This is a genomic window from Candidatus Ornithobacterium hominis (assembly GCF_951229915.1).
In the GTDB taxonomy this organism is placed as follows: domain Bacteria; phylum Bacteroidota; class Bacteroidia; order Flavobacteriales; family Weeksellaceae; genus Ornithobacterium; species Ornithobacterium hominis.
The window spans coordinates 1,951,015-1,969,119 of record NZ_OX579588.1 but is presented as its reverse complement, the minus strand read 5'-3'; the positions used below and the strand labels follow the sequence as shown (position 1 = coordinate 1,969,119).

12 protein-coding genes are annotated in these 18,105 nt (G+C 37.5%); 4 read left to right on the top strand and 8 right to left on the bottom strand.

Going from position 1 to position 18,105, the window contains the following annotated elements; all coding sequences use genetic code 11:
- The first annotated feature begins 44 nt into the window (after window positions 1-44).
- The 3 genes from QOX03_RS09195 to QOX03_RS09185 all read left to right on the top strand — a co-directional run bounded on the left by QOX03_RS09195 (window position 45) and on the right by QOX03_RS09185 (window position 4,821).
- Window positions 45-2,420 (top strand): heavy metal translocating P-type ATPase, encoded by a 2,376-nt coding sequence (locus QOX03_RS09195; RefSeq protein ID WP_283670910.1) that lies wholly within the window; start codon window positions 45-47, stop codon window positions 2,418-2,420.
- A gap of 273 nt (window positions 2,421-2,693) precedes the next feature.
- Window positions 2,694-3,875 (top strand): pyridoxal phosphate-dependent aminotransferase, encoded by a 1,182-nt coding sequence (locus QOX03_RS09190; RefSeq protein ID WP_283670908.1) that lies wholly within the window; start codon window positions 2,694-2,696, stop codon window positions 3,873-3,875.
- Window position 3,876: 1 nt separating this feature from the next.
- Window positions 3,877-4,821 (top strand): UDP-3-O-(3-hydroxymyristoyl)glucosamine N-acyltransferase, encoded by a 945-nt coding sequence (locus QOX03_RS09185; RefSeq protein ID WP_283670907.1) that lies wholly within the window; start codon window positions 3,877-3,879, stop codon window positions 4,819-4,821.
- On the opposite strand, the gene QOX03_RS09180 is transcribed toward QOX03_RS09185, so the two are convergent.
- From QOX03_RS09180 to QOX03_RS09145, 8 genes are all read right to left on the bottom strand, one after another.
- Window positions 4,808-5,623 carry a hypothetical protein gene (locus QOX03_RS09180; protein WP_283670905.1) on the bottom strand — a complete coding sequence of 272 codons (816 nt, stop codon included), beginning with the start codon at window positions 5,621-5,623 and terminating at the stop codon, window positions 4,808-4,810. The two genes, QOX03_RS09185 and QOX03_RS09180, sit on opposite strands and share 14 nt — an antisense overlap.
- Before the next feature lie 17 nt (window positions 5,624-5,640).
- Window positions 5,641-8,646: an AAA family ATPase gene (locus QOX03_RS09175; RefSeq protein WP_283670904.1), complete on the bottom strand. Its 3,006-nt coding sequence runs from the start codon at window positions 8,644-8,646 to the stop codon at window positions 5,641-5,643.
- Window positions 8,647-8,649: 3 nt separating this feature from the next.
- On the bottom strand, window positions 8,650-9,861 hold the full coding sequence (locus tag QOX03_RS09170) for an exonuclease SbcCD subunit D C-terminal domain-containing protein (RefSeq protein WP_283670903.1): 1,212 nt from the start codon (window positions 9,859-9,861) through the stop codon (window positions 8,650-8,652).
- 131 nt (window positions 9,862-9,992) lie between these two features.
- Window positions 9,993-11,765, bottom strand: a complete 1,773-nt coding sequence (locus QOX03_RS09165) for an aminopeptidase P family protein (RefSeq protein ID WP_283670902.1) — start codon at window positions 11,763-11,765, stop codon at window positions 9,993-9,995.
- A 44-nt stretch (window positions 11,766-11,809) separates the two neighbouring features.
- Window positions 11,810-13,174 (bottom strand): Na+/H+ antiporter NhaC family protein, encoded by a 1,365-nt coding sequence (locus tag QOX03_RS09160; RefSeq protein ID WP_283670901.1) that lies wholly within the window; start codon window positions 13,172-13,174, stop codon window positions 11,810-11,812.
- Between the two features lie 20 nt (window positions 13,175-13,194).
- Window positions 13,195-14,463 carry a hypothetical protein gene (locus QOX03_RS09155; protein WP_283670899.1) on the bottom strand — a complete coding sequence of 423 codons (1,269 nt, stop codon included), beginning with the start codon at window positions 14,461-14,463 and terminating at the stop codon, window positions 13,195-13,197.
- A gap of 206 nt (window positions 14,464-14,669) precedes the next feature.
- Window positions 14,670-16,103 carry an adenylosuccinate lyase gene (purB, locus tag QOX03_RS09150; RefSeq protein ID WP_119058927.1) on the bottom strand — a complete coding sequence of 478 codons (1,434 nt, stop codon included), beginning with the start codon at window positions 16,101-16,103 and terminating at the stop codon, window positions 14,670-14,672.
- Between the two features lie 122 nt (window positions 16,104-16,225).
- On the bottom strand, window positions 16,226-17,512 hold the full coding sequence (locus QOX03_RS09145) for an adenylosuccinate synthase (RefSeq protein WP_119057371.1): 1,287 nt from the start codon (window positions 17,510-17,512) through the stop codon (window positions 16,226-16,228).
- Between the two features lie 103 nt (window positions 17,513-17,615).
- On the opposite strand from QOX03_RS09145, the gene QOX03_RS09140 reads away from it, so the two are divergent.
- Window positions 17,616-18,101: a CvpA family protein gene (locus tag QOX03_RS09140; protein WP_283670895.1), complete on the top strand. Its 486-nt coding sequence runs from the start codon at window positions 17,616-17,618 to the stop codon at window positions 18,099-18,101.
- Window positions 18,102-18,105 lie beyond the last annotated feature (4 nt).

The following is an 18,105-nucleotide window of genomic DNA, read 5'->3' as shown; positions in this document are numbered from 1 at the left end:
TTGTTCAGTATACAAATATAAATATAAGTGATTAATTTTGTAATATGAAGGCTGTAAACTGCTATCATTGTGGCGACGAATGTGGTAAAGACCAAGTTGAGTTTGATCATAAGTCTTTTTGCTGCTTAGGGTGTAAAACGGTTTATGAAATTTTAAATCAAAATAGCCTAATGGAGTTTTATGAATTGAATAAAACACCAGGCATTAAGCCCAAAAGCGGGGGGGGGCATCAATTTGATTTTCTCAATACCCCTCAAATTTTTGAAAAAATCATTGATTTTGATGATGACGGCACGACTTTAGTCACGTTTTTCATCCCCGTAATCCATTGCAGCTCTTGTGTTTGGGTCTTAGAAAGCTTACAAGACTTGCACCCCGCCATTCAGTTTTCTCACGTGAACTTCCCGCAAAGGAAAGTTCAGATTTCCTATCGTTCAGATGAGTTAAAATTGGCCGATTTAGCTCAGTTTTTAGCGAATTTAGGTTACAAACCATCCATTAATTTAGAAAATTTAGATAAAAAAGAACAAAAAAAAGATCGTTCTTTAGTTTTTCAACTAGTGATTGCTGGTTTTTGCTTTGGGAACATCATGTTGCTCGCTTTCCCTGAGTACGTAAATCCGGAAGAAACTTGGTTGACAGAGAATCGATTATTTTTCCGTTGGCTAATGTTCGGGCTTTCGTTGCCAGTTGTTTTATATTCAGCATCCTCATATTTAAAGTCTGCTTATTTTGCGTTAAAAACAAGAAAAGTCAACATCGATATACCGATTGCCATTGGGATTTTAGTCCTCTTTTTTCGCTCCACTTATGAGGTTGTTGCAGACCTCAGCCCAGGCTATTTTGATAGTCTAGCAGGTTTAGTTTTTTTTATGTTGATAGGCAAGTGGTTTCAGCAGAGAACCTATCAATCTTTAGCCTTCGATCGAGATTATAAAAGCTTCTACCCCATTGCTGTCACAAAAATTGATGAGAATCAAAATCATGAAAATATTCTTTTATCTGAGCTGAAAAAAGGCGATCGAATTTTGTTGCGAGATGAAGAGATTTTGCCAGCAGACGCCATTTTGATAAAAGGCTCAGCCTATATTGACAATAGTTTCATCACAGGAGAATCTCGCTTGATTCATAAAAAAACGGGAGATAAAATCTATGCAGGAGGGAAACAGAACGGAGCAGCTATCGAGCTAGAAATAATAGAAGAAGTCAACCAAAGTTACCTGACCTCCCTTTGGAATCACGACACTTTTCGCCCCAAAAACAGTTTTCTAGATAATTTAATCAATCAAGTTAGTCGATATTTCGTTTACATTATTCTAAGCATTGCGCTGATAAGCGGTATTTTTTGGTATTTCTATGATACCAGCCAAATGTTCCAAGTCATTACAGCAGTATTAATCATAGCTTGCCCGTGTGCACTCGCACTTGCCGCGCCGTTTACCTTAGGGAATTTAATGCGCATCATGGGGCGAAAAGCTTACTATGCCAAAGAAGCATTTACGCTAGAAAAGATGAATAAAATCGATACATTGGTTTTTGATAAAACAGGAACACTGACTCAGAACGATGCACAACAAGTTCGCTATGAGGGCGATAAGTTGAGCGGTAATGATAAAACTATGATTTACAGCTTGGCAATGCAGTCCAATCACCCGCTGAGTCAGATGTTGCAAGAATTTTTTAAAGGCTTAGAAAAATTAGAAGTTAAAAACTACCAACAAATCAAAGGGAAAGGGCAAAAGGCAGAAATCAATGGCACAGAGGTGGCACTGGGCAGCCACCAATGGATAGCGCAAGAGAACGAAGTGGGACGCGAAACCGAGGTTTGGTATCGTTGCAATGGGAAGATAAAAGGGCGTTTTGTTTTTGAAAATCAATATCGGAAGAATTTGAGTGAAATTTTTAAAGGCTTAAAAAATTATGATATTCATCTGCTTTCTGGAGACAACGACCATGAGAGAGAAATTTTAGAAAAAATAATTCAGCAAAAACAGAATTTAAATTTCAACCAATCGCCGCAGGATAAATTAAATTACATCAAAAACTTGCAAGAAAAAGGGCGAAAAGTGATGATGATAGGCGATGGGCTCAATGATGCAGGAGCGTTGCAACAGAGTGACGTAGGAGTGGCCGTAGCGGAGGATATGAATAGTTTTTCGCCCTCGTGCGATGCCATTTTAGCAGGGGGCTCATTTCGTTTGCTACCTTATTTTTTAAAGCTTAGCCAAAAAGGTATTTTTTTAGTTAAAATAGCATTTGTCATCAGTTTTCTTTATAACATTATTGGCTTAAGTTTTGCCGTCACGGGGAATTTAGAGCCAGTGGTAGCCGCTATTCTTATGCCCGTGAGTTCGATTTCGGTGGTGTTATTTGCTACGGTAGGTTCTTGGTTTTTGGCGTATCGCTTATTTAAAAAATAAAGAGGCTGCTTGGGAAATTTTGTTCAGTTGTTTCAGCAAAATAAATGCAAGCAGCGAAATCTAGCAGAAAACCCGCCAGCTAAGCCCTAAACGATGAAGAGCAATTGAGTGAGGCGTGATGTAATGAACGAATCAAATAAGAGAGTGGTAAATAATATTTTCAAATTTTGAATGAGAAATTTTTTAAGGCTTAGAAAAATTTAAACAGAAGCATCAAACGATATGTCAAAAAATAAAGAACTTTATTAGATTTGTAATCACAACTCAATTTCTATGGAAATTTCTAAACGCTTACAAAGTTTAAAGCCTTCAGCCACAATTGGTATGGCGGCAAAAGCACGAGAATTGCGTGCCGCAGGGAAAGATATAATTAGTCTAAGCTTAGGTGAACCTGACTTTGAAACGCCTGATTTTATAAAGAGTGCAGCCATCGAAGCGATTCATCAAAATTATAATCATTACTCGCCCATTGGAGGTTTTGAGGATTTGAAAAAAGCGATTTCGAATAAATTCCGAAGAGATAATGGGTTAGATTATTCAACCTCGCAAATTGTGGTTTCGACGGGAGCCAAGCAAGCGATATATAATGTCATTATGGCATTAGTGAACGAAGGTGATGAAGTGATTTTGCCAGTACCTTACTGGGTGAGTTATAGCGATATAGTAGGCTTGGCTGGCGGGAAAGTAGTTGAAATAGAAACTGGTGTGGAGCAGGATTTTAAAATGACGCCAGAGCAATTGGAAAAGTCTATTACCGAGAAAACAAAGGTTTTGATGTATAGCTCTCCATGCAATCCCAGTGGGAGTGTTTATTCTGCTGAGGAATTGGCAGCGTTGGCCGAAGTGTTGAAAAAATATCCGAAGATTACCGTAGTATCTGATGAAATTTATGAATTTATTACCTACGGAGAAAAAATGGCGAGTATGGCAAAAGTGCTAGGTATGTATGAGCAGACGGTAACCATCAACGGTTTAGCCAAAGGCTATGCAATGACTGGCTGGAGGATTGGCTACATCGGCGCTCCTGAAAAAATTGCAAAAGCTTGTGAGAAATTGCAAGGGCAAGTTACTAGCGGAACGAATTCTATCGCTCAGCGAGCAGCCATTACTGCGCTAGAAGCAGACCCTTCTCAGCTTCGATATATGGTTGATGCTTTTGAGAGAAGAAGAAGTTTGGTGATGGAAATGGCGACTGAAATTCCTGGATTTAGATTAACGAAACCCCAAGGAGCTTTCTACATTTTCCCTGATGTGAGTGCGTATTTTGGGAAGGAATTAAAGGGAACTAAAATTAATTCTGCCAATGATTTGGCAATGTTCATTTTAGAAGAAGCAGAGGTAGCGTGCGTAGCAGGAGAAGCTTTTGGCTCGCCCAATTGTATCCGCATGTCTTATGCCAGCTCAGAAGAAACATTGAGAGAAGCCTTTGCAAGAATTAAAAAAGCTTTAAGTTAATATGAGATTTCCGCAGCAGCAAAGTTTGGAAGATATTGCAAAAATCATTCAAGTGGAATACGTAGGTGATGCAGATTTTCCCGTTTTGGGAATGAATGAGATCCATCGCGTGAAAAGCGGTGATATTGTTTTTGTAGACCACCCTAAATATTATGATAAGGCTCTAAACAGTTCTGCTACAGTTATTTTAATCAACAAAAAAGTAGAAGCCCCGAGAGGCAAAGCATTACTGATTTCAGAAGAACCATTCCAAGATTTTGTAAAAATAGGACAGCATTTTAACCCAGAATACCGCCAAAAAATTTTGCAACATCCAGAAATTCAAATTCCAGCTTCTACCTATATTGCCCCTAACGTGTTCATTGGGAAAAATGTAAAAATAGGTGAGAATTGCGAAATTCACTCAGGCGTGTACCTAGGGAAAGATACTGTGATTGGCAACGAGGTGGTTATTCACCCAGGTACGGTTTTGGGCGGCGATGCTTTTTATTATAAAAAAACTTCTAAAGGCTTTATAAAATTAAAATCTATAGGCAACGTGGTGGTGGAAGATGGAGTGGAAATTGGAGCGAATTGTACTATTGACAGAGGTGTGACCTCAAGCACGGTGATTGGCAAAGGAAGTAAGTTAGATAATTTAATTCAAATCGGACATGACACCGTCTTGGGTGAGCGTTGCCTGTTAGCATCCCAAGTTGGTATAGCAGGTTGCTGTGTGATTGGGAATGAAGTGACATTCTGGGGGCAATCGGGCACGACCAGTGGAATTTCCATAGGTGATGGAGCTGTAATTGGAGCTAAATCAGGTGTGGCAAAATCCATCGAAGGAGGGAAATTATACATGGGAATGCCCGCCGAGGAAGGAAAATCTGCATATAGAAAATATGCTCTGCTAAGTCGTTTGCCTCAAATAATCAAAAAAATAGAGCAAATTAATCTAAAGTAACGTCGATGGTATTTCGCTCGGTATCGTAATTAAAATAAATATCGTACTGTGTAGACTTGACTCGTAAAGTATTTAACTGAAATGGAAGACCATATTTGCGAAACAACATCATATCGGTAGGCAAGAGATAAGGTTCTCTTTTTGGGTAAGAGATTTCTACTTTCTTTTTTTCGATAATTTCATTACTTACCCCGACTGGCATATAAGGATTAAAGCTTAAATGATAAAAAACCTTACCACCCTCATCAGCATAAAACAAATAATCTTTACCAAACGGGATACAACTTCTATTCTTGCTCTCCGTCAGTACATAGAGTTTATAAAGCTCACGTTCATCACCTTGAATTTTTTCTTTAAACGGAATGAAAATAATATTTTGATACTCACCATCCTCTAGTGGAGTAATCTCATAATTGGACTGTACGTCTTTGATGACAACATGCTTCATTGCCATCAGCCCTTTTTCAAAATCCGTCATAGCTCGAGGTGTATCATTAAACGATAAATAATCATCGGCATGGCGTAATTTAAACTGAGCAGCCACTACACCTTTCTTTTCAATATTTTCTGCAATTACGACTAGAGAATCACCTTGCTTGTAGCGAATGATTTCCCCAGCTTTTTTTCGTAAATCCCTGTTTTTATCGATAGAATCAATCGCACGAATCATGCCCATTTCATAGAGATATAATTCATCCGCTTCAGCCATAATGGAATCAGAAATTTGCTGAAAAGTACGTGTATCTATTTTTTGCCCAAAAACTTGAAGACTTACTAAAAAAAACAAAAATGCTAACTTCATAGAATTTTGTTTATCAATTACCCTACCACTTCTATATCACTCATTCCGTTGCCATTTTGTTTGATTTGAATCTGAGTAGAAATACGTTCTTTCAGCATTTCCACGTGCGATATAATCCCAATCATTCTCTGATTTTCTTGCTGAAGTCGCTCCAGCGTATCCATTGTTTTATCCAGTATTTCTGGGTCCAGCGTCCCAAAACCTTCGTCGATAAACAAGGTTTCAATACGAACATTATGTGCCGCTAAATCGCTTAACCCTAGAGCCAAAGCCAAACTCAGAATAAAAGTTTCACCCCCCGAAAGCGTCTTGACCGAACGCCGCTGATTTCCCATATCTTGGTCGATTGCCATTAGCCCATCATCTTCGTTGGCCTCTGGCTGAGTTAGCCAATAGCGAGATTTTAATTGGACGAGACGTTTATTGGCCAAATGCAACAGCTGGCTCAAAGTCAAATCCTGTGCAAAATCATTAAACCTTTTACCCCTTGCATCACCAATTAATTCATTGAGCATCCGCCAATAGCGAATTTTTTTATTCTCTACCGCAATTTTTTCGTTTAGCAATAAAATTTCAGTTTCATAAATCTGCTGTTGACGTTGCTGAGCAAAAAACTCTTTGAGAAGCACCTCATTAGATTCCAGCTTCGCAGCAGTTTCTTTTCTTGCAAGCAGAGATTGCTCAAAGTCTAAATTTTTTAATTGAGAATCGAGAACATCAAAACTCTTTTTCAAAAGATTTTTTTCAAGCTTCAGATTTTCAAAAGATTGAACCATATTAGATTTTCTTTCATTTAAACTTTTCACTACCTCAGCGTCTAGCCGTTTGCCAAAAGCAGAAGAAATAGAATCAAAGCCCAAACGGCTAACTTGGTTTTCAAGTTTTTTTTCCAAGCCTTGAAAAATTTTCTCTTTTTCATCCCTTATTGCATTCAAATCTTCCAAATTTTGCTCAGCATTTCGCAAGTTACTTTTAGCTTCTTGCCATTTTTTTTGCAAAAATTGCGTCGTTTCATACAAATCAGCACCATGAGTTGCCTCATCAATTTTTTTCTTCAAATCCAGCCCCTCTTGTGTGATTTTATCTAAACGCTCATAGAGAGGCAACACAGTCTCCAGCGCTTTTTTTTCCATTAAATTTTCATAGTAATTTTCCCAATTTTTTAAGGCTTTCTTTTTTTCTGAAATTAATGTTGAAAAATCTGAATTCCAATGAAATTCAGCCGATTCTTTTCGGAAAATTTGAATTAAAAGTTGTAATTCTCTTTCATTTTCTAAAACCTCTTTTTCAAGAGCAGTGATATTTTTTTCAAGGCTTGAAAAATCTGTTTCCAATTTAAATTTTTCTTCTTGTCGATTCTCCAGAAGCTTTTTTTCCTCCTTAAATTTCTTGTGCAGTTCATCCGTTTTTTCTACAGCTTTATTTGCCCAAGGATGATGAACGGAGCCACAAAGTGGGCAAGGTTTATTCTCCTCTAAATCAGCTCGGTAGTCAGCTAAAGTCTTTTGCAGCTCTCGGTTTTGAATCTCCAATTCTAATTTTTCTACATTTAATTTTTGAAGGCTTAAAAAATTCTTTAATTCTCTCAGTCGAGGAGATAAATCAAGTTTTTCTTCATTCCAGCGCCGAAGTTTATCCTTTTTTTCAGTATTATTTTGCTCAAACTGAATGATTTCCAGCGCTTTTTTTTCTGCCGATTGTATTTTTTCAATCGCTTCTTGCAATCGCTCTTTTTGAGCCAAAAAATCTTTTTTAGAAATTTCTTGAATTTTTAAAGGCTTAAAAAATTGCTCGATTTCACTCCATTTTTGTTTCAAATGAGTTGATTTTGTCGACTCAAAAGACAAATTCAAAACCCTCAATTCAGCGGAAACAGCAGCTTTCAGCTCTTTATAGAGCGAAAGTTTTTTATTACGTTCATCTTCCCACTTTTTAATTTTTTGATAGAAATCAGATAAAGCAAAATCAATTTCTTCTGATTCCAAATTTGGAATTTTCACCCAATTTTGCACCGCATATATCGTTTCATGAACTCGCTTCTCAGCAGAGATTTTCTCTTTAGTTTTTAAATCGATTTCAGATTGGTAGCCTTGCAAATCCTTTTTTTTAGCATTCCAATCAAAGAGTTCATCGCCAAAAGCATTGGTTTTTTCATGCCAAATCAATTTTTCGCCCTCAGTTAGATGAAAATTTTCTAAATTTTGTTGAGCTTTTTCTTCCCGTTTAGTCAGTTCGGTAATTTGATTTTTTTGAATTTCCCATTGAGAAAAAGACTCTAAATTCAATTCTAATTCTTTCAGCTCATTAGTTAAACTTTTTTGAATCTCCTTCAGTTCTTTTTCCTGAGTTTGAATTTTCTGAATTTCCTCTGGAGTTAAAAGTTTAGTTTTCAGGTCAGTAACTCTATGTTCTGATTCTTCCATTAGATTTTTAAGGCCTTTAAATTTTTCGTAAGCAGCTTGCCCCAATCTTCGGTAAATTGCCGTACCTGTGATTTGTTCTAGCAGTGCACTTCTTTCTTCTTTTTTAACTTTGAGAAATCGGCTGAACTCGCCCTGTGCCAGCATCACTGATTTGATGAATTGTTCGTAATTTAACCCAATGAGTTCTTCGTTTTTGGCTGGAACTTCTGATTTTTTTTGCGTAATGGGTTTTCCTTCAGCATCATACAAGAACATTTCGTGGTCTTGTAAATTCCCATTATCGGCAACTCTCACGTGCCATTCCGTTGTGAAGATTCCCTTTTTGCAAGCATAAGTCACCCGAGCGAAGGCCTCTCTTTGCCCACGCGTGAGGATGGCACCATTCTTCAGCATTAAATTTTTAGAAATAGCGGATTCCAGTCGAGGAATTTTGTTATACAAAGCTAAGGGAATCACATCAAGAATTGTGCTTTTCCCGCTACCAGTAGCACCTGTGATGGCAAATAAATGACTCTGTGCAAATGGTTTTTGAGTGAAGTCAATCTCATGCTCGCCTTCTAGCGAATGGATGTTTTTGAAATGAATTTTTAAAATTTTCATGACTTATTCGCTTTGAATTTCTTCCAATAATTGATGAAAAACTTGGCGCAAATGATTTTTATCCTCTTCTTTTAATTCTTTTTGGCTTGCTATCATTTTATCTAAAATTTCTACTGGTTTTAAATCATTGAGGTGCTCGTGTTGGGCGAACAATTCATGTGCTCCCAAAACTCGATTCTCAAAAATCATTCGGCTTTTGACGATTTTAGCATGAGGGTGCTTAAAGGTATTGATAATTTGTAAAAATGTGTCCTCTGTTGCAGTATCATAATCTTTTTCTTCTAAAATAACTTCTAGCAAGCTGGGTAATGTACTGTCTACTTCAAGATTTTTTAATTTTTCCTGAATTTCATTCAAGCATCCGTTCAGCCTTATTAATTTTCTGAAGTTTGGAACTGGGATGCTTTTTGGCTCAAAACCTTTAGCCGTATCGAGCAATAAAATTCTTTTTTCATCTGTTCGTTCGCTGAAAGAAAGCGGTAAAGGCGAACCTGAATAATAAGCAGGAACTGCGGCATTGACTTTCTGTGGCTTGTGGATGTGCCCCAATGCAATATAATCGAATCCATTGCCCAGGCGTTGTGCTTCAAATTTAGCTTGATTGCCAATCTGAATTTCCCTTTCACTCTCTGAGGGTGAAACGCCTGCCGTGAATAGATGCCCCATGGCGATGTGTGGGAGATGCGGATAGTTTCTTTTTCCTAAATCGATGCTTTTTTTATAGATATTTTCAATGCCGTTTTGCATCACTTTTATTCGGTCTTCGTAGGAAATGCCATCGGTTGCTTTACGCAAATCAACCTCACGCAGAAAGGGAATTGCATGCACCACGAGTTCTATTTTATTTTGCTGATTCTGAATGGGTAAAATGGCCTCCGCTTCATCGTTGGGCATTCCGCCCAAAACGCTGATGTTGATTGTATTTAAAATCTCTCTCGGGGCGTTGAGCATTGCTGGAGAATCGTGGTTGCCTCCTGTGATAATGATTTTGCAATTCAACTGCTGCAAGCGAATCATTGTATTGTAAAACAGCTGACGGGAATGTGAAGAAGGATTAGAGAAATCAAAAACATCACCAGCAATTAAAATAAGCTCAACTTGCTCTTGCTGAATTATTTGAGTGAGCCAGTTAATGAAAAGTTGAAAGTCTTCATCAAGCTCAAAATTGTGAAGACGTTTGCCAATATGCCAGTCGGCAGTATGAATAATTTTCATTCAAGTAAATTAAAATATTTTTTAAAGCTTTAGAAATTTTTAACCGATAAAATTTAAACAAGTGTTGTATTCAAAAAAAATGCCTTCTTTTTGACGGAAGGCATTTATCTCAAAACTTATTAATAGAAAGTTTAGATAGGTTGGGTAATGTGTAAAAGCCACTCTTTTTCTTCGCCGTCTAGATGTGGAGCTAGCGCTTCCTGCACTTGCTGATGATAATTATTCAGCCACTGTTTTTCGGTGTCATTCAATAATTCAAGATTGGCTTGATGCTCTAAGAAAATGGGGAAAAGCGTTAAAGTTTCAAAGGCATAAAAAGTACCAAAAGAAGTGGGTTCCTTTTCTTTTACTGCAATCAAATTTTCAATACGAATGCCGTAGTGGTCTTCGATGTAAAGACCTGGTTCGTTGCTGAGCACCATCCCAGGCTGCAAAGCGACATCATTGAGGTCTTTTCTGATGTTTTGTGGCCCTTCATGCACATTCATGAAGCTTCCCACGCCATGCCCCGTTCCGTGCCCGTAATCTTTGCCTTGTTGCCAAAGTGGCAGCCGAGCCAAAGTATCTAAGTGCGTTCCTCTTGTTCCTTTTGGGAATTGAGCTAAAGAAAGCTGAATCATTCCCTTGAGTACCAATGTGTAATCATCTTTAAACGCTTGTGAAACCTCGCCCAAGGCAAAAGTCCGTGTAATGTCGGTAGTTCCCTCAGTGTACTGTCCACCTGAATCTACTAAAATAGAGCCTTCGGCTTTTATTGTAGCGCTCTCTTCTTTTTTGGCAGAATAATGAACAATTGCACCATTGCCACGATAGCCGATGATGCTACCAAAACTCTCCCCCTTGAAGTTTTTGCCAGTAGCACGAAACTCACGCAGTTTTTTGCCAAGGCTGTACTCGGTTAAATTTTCTTCGGAAGCAGAATTTTTGAGCCAGTAGAAAAATTTAACTAAAGCAACGCCATCACGCACCATTACTTTTCGGAAGCCTTCTAACTCTTTTTCATTTTTGATGGCTTTTAGTAAATTCCCTGGGGCTGGTTTTATAATGCATTCATTGTTAGGTTGAATGGCTTCAAAAATTGCTTGATTGCTTTGCTCAGAAAGCAGGATTTTCTCGTTCTTTAAATTTTTTAAGGCTTTAAAGAAATCAGAATAATTTTCTACGCTTACGTCTGCATCCTTTAAATGACTTTCAACTTCGGGTGTGATTTTTTCTTTGTCAATGAAGAGTTTTGCCTTTTGCTTATTTAGCAAAATATAGCCTAAAAAAACGGGATTAAAGACGACGTCGTTGCCCCGTAAATTCAATGTCCAAGCGACATCGTCCAAAGCGGTAATGATGTGTGTTGTTGCTTCAGATTTTTGCATTTCGCTACGGATGGCAGAGAGTTTATCTCCGATGCTTTTCCCAGCGTATTCCAACGGGTGAACAAAAACGGGATCGCTATCGGCCTGAGGGCGATTGGTCCAAATTTCATCAAGTAAAGGTGCATCGACTAAAACGATGTTTTTTGAACTCAGTTGATTTTTAATTTTTTCCCAATTCGCATGTGAAGTAGTGAGCGAATTGACGCCTACTTTTCCACCTTGGGGAACTTCATTTTTCAAGAATTCAATCTCATCGGGGAAGCCCTCGACCCCTTGTTTATAAAGCTCAATACCCGAATTAGCTAATTCTTTAGGTGCCTGAACAAAGTAGCGAGAGTCAGTCCAAAGTCCAGCTTTGTTTGTGGTAACAATCACAAAACCAGCCGACCCTGTGAACCCAGAAAGCCAGCTGCGTTCTTGCCAATGCGAGGGTAGATATTCGCTCATATGTGGGTCTGCACTAAAGATGATAAAAGCATCAATGCCTTGTGTTTTCATTTTTTCACGGAGTGCAGTTATTTTTTCTGGTGTAGTCATAGATATAATTTTGTGAAATGCCGCAAAAACAAAGCCAGTTTGTTTTAGAGTTGGGTTAAATTTTTAGAAGAATATTTTTGAGAGACTTTTTTGTCGAAATTTTCTAAGCCTTGTAAATTTTTTGATTTTTGAATTATTAAAAAATAAATTAAACTAAAGACCAAAAGAATATGTAAATAATAGGCATTTGCCATCAAATCAATGTAATTTAAACTTTCTTGGCTGAGCGAAATTAATATTAAAATTTGTGCTCCATAAGGAATCAAACCTTGAACATAGCAAGCAAAAATGTCTAATATAGAAGCGGTGTATTCGGGTTTTATTTGGTTTTCTTGTGTGATTTTTTTAGCGATATTTCCTGAGATTAAAATAGCAATTGTATTGTTTGCTACACAAAAATTCACAATGCTGACTAGACTACCAATACCCAAAATTGCTGTCTTGGGTGAATGGATTAGGCGATTGACCTGCCGTATTATAAACTGAATGCCTCCCGCTTTTTCGGTCATATAGGCTAGTCCGCCAGTGAATAGTGAGAGTAGGAAAATTTCTTGCATTCCAGTGAAGCCCTCGTAGGTAATTTTTGCAGCGCTCAGTATTGTGAAGCTTTCGTTCCAAAAGCCAATTAAAATAGTACTGAGTAGCCCGATGAAAAGAGAGATGAAAACGTGAATGCCTAGGATTGCTAAAAGTACAACTATAAAATAAGGAAGAATGACTAAAATGCTTTGATTTTGAGGGATTTCTTTGAGCGTGATTTCGCTTACTTCAGACTGAAATCCTAAGAAGCTTAATAAAATAATGCTCAAAAAAGCGGCTGGAATGGCGATATAGCTATTGGCTTTAAATTTATCTTTCATCGAGCAACCGACGCTCTGTGTAGAGGCGATTGTTGTATCAGAAATCAAAGAAAGATTGTCGCCAAACATAGCTCCGGTGAGCAAACTTCCGCCCGTCAGCCCCAGCGGCATTGCTCCTTGTACAGATAATCCCAAAACTAGTGGAGCTAAGGTGACAATCGCTCCGACTGAGGTGCCTGCAGAGAAAGATATGAACGATGCTACAATAAAAATACCGACAGGGAAAAAACCTGATGGAATATAAGTTAAGCTTAGCCCCACAATGGCATCAATGCTGCCCGTCGCTTTTGATGCCATGGCAAAGGCTCCTGCCAAGAGGTAAATAAAACACATCATGAGTATCTTATCGTTACCGCAGCCTTTTAGAAAATCAGCTAAATTGGATTTGAAGTCTTTTTTAAAAATCAAAAAGGCGACAACAATGCCCGCTATCGCAGCCAAAGGAGAAGGAAGCGCATAAAAGTCATTGTAGTAAATCCCGAATCCTAAAAATGTGAAAACAAAAATAAGTAACGGAATGATGGAGATGATACTGCCACTTTCTTTCATAGAGGGGAATATATTGCTTATTATAACAAGCTTTTATCATTAAAAATAAAGTCAACTGGAGCATAGCCCACATCTTTATATATTTTCAACAATTCGCCGTTGGTATTTAATTTTACTACAATACCTTTAGAAGTTATAAAATCACTGAATCCTGCAATAAAGATTTCTCCTGTAAATGGATTTTCTTTTACTACCGTTGTGAGCTGAAGCCCATAAGTATATCCGTTATCTAAAGATATGAATTGATTTTTTTCTGTATCATATTTCATTAATTCACCAGAAGAGGTTTCTTGCCAGTAGAAATTTCCTTTCACGGCTTGTATATTTCCATTTCTTTGTAATTTATAACTATCTGGCAATGTAATCGTTTCAATTTTTTTAAATTGAGCATCATAATGAATGAATTGAGCATTTTCCTCATCTTTCTTTTGAGTAGCAATATAAAATCCCCCCTTTGTATCAGGCAAAACACCACTCACATAAGCTTTTGCAGAGTAAAACAATGTGGCTTTATTATTTTTATATTGGTACACATGATTTCCGCTCACCAGCAATAGGGATTCACCTACCTGCAAAGAAGCTGATTGTATTGCAGGAACATCAGTTAAATCCTCTAATCCAGCCGATGTAATTTCATTTTGAGTAGGATTCCAGAAATAGAAACTTCTATCTTTTCTGCTTCCATTAGCCACAACCCCTTGCTCATTATAAAAATTTAAATAAGACGGATTTTTAGCAGTAGAAGTTGTAGTTAAACGCTTTACATTCAAGGTTTCTCTGTCTAAAACTGTGATGTAATTGGGGGATTTTTGAGAGACCAAATACACATCTTTCTTTGCAGAATTAGCACTAACCCAACCCTCTGACGTCGCTTTAAAATCTTCAACCAAAGAAATTTCATCATTTTGATTGATAAAGAAAATTTCTCCGTTTGAATTATCTTTAGAGGAACTATTAATTAACAAAACACCCTCAGCAAATTTACCATAAACACGAACATGGTATACCAAACTGTCCGTTACATGATTGGTTTTTCTTACCGACGAAATCACATAATTTCCAGCTTTTTCTCCTTTGAATATATATTGAGCCGATTCAGCCACAAAAGAATCCCCGACATACCATTTTCTATTGAGTTTATCCTCAGATTCAAAGGCTGTAGATGCATTAAAATCCAGGGTCAAGTGCTTTTCTGTAACATTTACTTTGGGGTGAATTTTATCATCATCTGAACACCCAACAAACAGCAAAGTAGAAAAAGCCCATAAACACCAATTTTTTTTAATCATTTTTGTTTTTTTTAGTATTGAAAATTTAAACGTGCAAATATAAATTTTTATATTTTGAAAAAAGTAGAAAAAAGTTCCTTAAAACACATTATGAATATTGTCTATAATCATTACAAGGTAATGTAATGTATTGACCTAAAAAATAAAGTCGTCTGAAAAAAATAAAGACGACTTTTGTGATTTTTTTTAAGCCTTAAAAAAAAAATCTAAACTTTTAGCTTAAAATCCATTCCCAGCAAATCCTGGTATTGGTCTAAAATCGGTTGAATCTCATTAGCCAAAAATTCTTCTGTCTGTTCAGGGGCAAAACCGATGAAATTTTTAGGGTCGAGCAAAGTCAACATTTTTTCCTTATCAATCGGGAAGTTTTCATCAGCCACAATTCTTTCTACCAAATCATTTTTCTCACCATTTAATTTCACTTGTTTCGCTGCTTCCATCGAGTGTTTACGGATGATTTCGTGCAAATCTTGTCGGTCGCCACCGTTTTTTACGCCCTCCATAATCATATATTCCGTTGCCATAAAGGGCAATTCTTCTTCGATGTGTTTAGCAATCATTTTTTTATAAACCACCAGCCCGTCAAGAACATTCATCCAAATTCCCAAAATGGAATCCACCGCCAAAAACGCCTGCGGTATCGTCAATCTTTTATTAGCAGAATCGTCTAACGTACGCTCAAACCATTGTGTGGAAGCTACTAAATCAGAACCGCGAGCCACTGTCAATACAAATTTAGCCAAAGCGGCTATGCGTTCACAACGCATAGGATTTCGTTTATAAGCCATTGCTGAGGAACCGATTTGATTTTTCTCAAAAGGCTCTTCAATTTCTTTCAAATTTTGAAGCAAACGAATATCATTTGAGAATTTATGAGCCGATTGTGCAATGTTAGAAAGCAAGGCCATGATTTCTGCATCAATTTTTCTATCATAAGTCTGCCCCGTTACGCCAAAAACATTGCTAAAGGCAAAACGTTCAGATAACTTTTGGTCCAAAGCCTTCACTTTGGCATAGTCGCCGTTAAAAAGCTCTTTGAAGCTAGCCGCTGTTCCTGTAGTTCCCTTCACCCCACGGAAGCGAAGCGTGCTCAATCGGAATTCTAATTCTTCAAAATCAAGCAAAACACTTTGCAGCCACAATGTGGCACGCTTGCCCACGGTGGTGAGCTGTGCTGGCTGATAATGCGTAAAGCCCAAGCATGGTAAATCTTTGTATTCCCGGGCAAATTTGGCTAAACTGGCCATTACATTTAGTAATTTTTGCTTTACTATTTGCATCCCATCACGGAGCTGGATCAAATCTGTATTATCCCCCACAAAGGCTGAAGTCGCCCCCAAATGGATGATGGCTTTAGCCGCAGGAGCTAAATCACCAAAGGTATGAACGTGAGCCATTACATCGTGGCGAAATTTTTTTTCGTAAGCGGCAGCTTTCTCATAATCAATGTTTTCTGCATTATCTTTTAGTGCATCAATTTGCTCTTGTGAGATGTCTAAACCCAGTTCTTTTTGAATTTCAGCCAAAGCAATCCATAATTTCCTCCAGCTCCCAAATTTTTTATCGGGAGAGAAATTATAGAGCATTTCAGAAGATGCGTACCTGGTTTCTAAAGGATTTTGATATACGTTTGAATTCATTGATTTCTAAATTTGCTTTTTAAAATTAAGTGAAATAATTTGAATATAAAATTTTAAAAGCCTTAAAAAAATTAGGAGAAAAATAATTTATTCTCTATTTATAAAGCCTTTAAAAAAAGTCTTTAAAAAAGTTCTTTACGAATAATATTTTGACTTCGGTCTGGGCCGACGGAAACCAAATAAACTTCGATGCCTAAATATTTCTCTATGAATTGAATATATTTTTGGGCGTTTTCTGGTAATTCGTCAAAACTATTGATTTTGGTAATATCTTCTTCCCAGCCATCTAATTCTTCATAAACGGGTTTGTACAAGGCAAGTTTGGTTGTAGAAGAAGTGAAATAGTCGATGGTTTCACCGTCTTCGGTTTTGTAGGCGGTACAAACTTTAATTTTACCCAACCCGCTGAGAACGTCTAATTTTGTGATAACTAAATGAGTGATTCCGTTAATCATACAAGCATGGCGAAGCGCAACTAAATCTAGCCAGCCACAACGTCTTGGCCGGCCAGTGGTAGCGCCAAATTCATGCCCCACTTCTCTGATTTTCCTGCCAGTTTCGTCAAATAATTCTGTGACGAATGGTCCGTTCCCCACTCGTGTGCAATAGGCTTTGGCTACCCCGATGAGGTTTTGCAATTTAGTAGGAGGCACACCTGCGCCGACACAGACTCCACCCGTCGTCGGAGATGATGAGGTAACGTAAGGATAAGTCCCAAAATCGATGTCGAGCATCAGTGCTTGGGCACCTTCAAATAATACATTTTTCCCATTATCGATGGCTTGGTTTAATTCCAATTCAGTATCAACGATGCGGTCTTTGAGTTGCTCGCCAATAGCTAAATATTCATCATAAATGCTTTGGAAATCAATGGGATTTTTGCCGTAGAGTTTCTCGAAGATAGCATTCTTTATCTCAACGTTTTTCTGAAGTTTTTGCTTTAAAACTTCAGGGTTAAGCAAGTCTATGGCACGAATGCCCGTGCGAGCAACCTTATCTTCGTAGCAAGGTCCAATGCCTCTCTTCGTCGTCCCGATAGAAAGGTTTCCGGCAGCCTCTTCACGATAAGTGTCGTACAAAATGTGGTAAGGCATAATGATGTGTGCACGGCGACTGATGAATACGTGGTTGGTAGAAAGACCTTTTTCCTCAATGGAAGAAATTTCTTGGATGAATGCTTTGGGGTCTACGACTACGCCATTGCCTATAATACACTTCCCAGGGCATTGTAAAACACCAGACGGTAGAAGATGTAAAACAAATTTATTTTCGCCCACGTACACTGTGTGCCCAGCATTGTTTCCGCCCTGAAAACGTACGACGTAATCGGATTTAGCAGATAAAACATCAGTGATTTTCCCTTTTCCTTCGTCGCCCCATTGGAGACCGACCACTACAAATGTTGCCATATTTTATTTATCTTAAATCAAGTATTGAATTGTAAAAATATGAAATGCTCAACAATTCACAGGAATAAAGACGTTAGTTTATTATCTTTGTTCAAAAAAATAATTGAGCATATTAGATTTAATTTTAAGCATTTTTTTATTTCTAGGCTTGTTCAATGGCTTTAGGAAAGGCTTAACATCTCAGCTAGCGGGCTTGATTTCTGTACTGATTTTGCTCATGTTTGGTGGGGCAATAGCGAAAATTTTAAAAAACTTTTTGCTAGAAAATCAAGTTGTATCAGAAGCCTGGATCGGTATTGTAAGCTACGGACTCACAGGAGTTTTAGTATTTCTATCTCTGAGTATTGTTGCCAAATTATTAAATGGAATTATAAAGAGTATTGGGCTGGGAATTTTAGAAAAAATAGGCGGAGCGGGATTGGGTTTCATCAAAGTGTTTTTCATCATGACTTTATTTTTTTATTTCTTCTTTCCAGTTAATTCTAAACTAGGAATAATCCCGCAGAATAGTTTGAATGAAAGCTTTATTTTAAATTTTGTAAAAATAAATATTGACAAAATTCATCAATTTTGGACGTATCAACTTTAATATC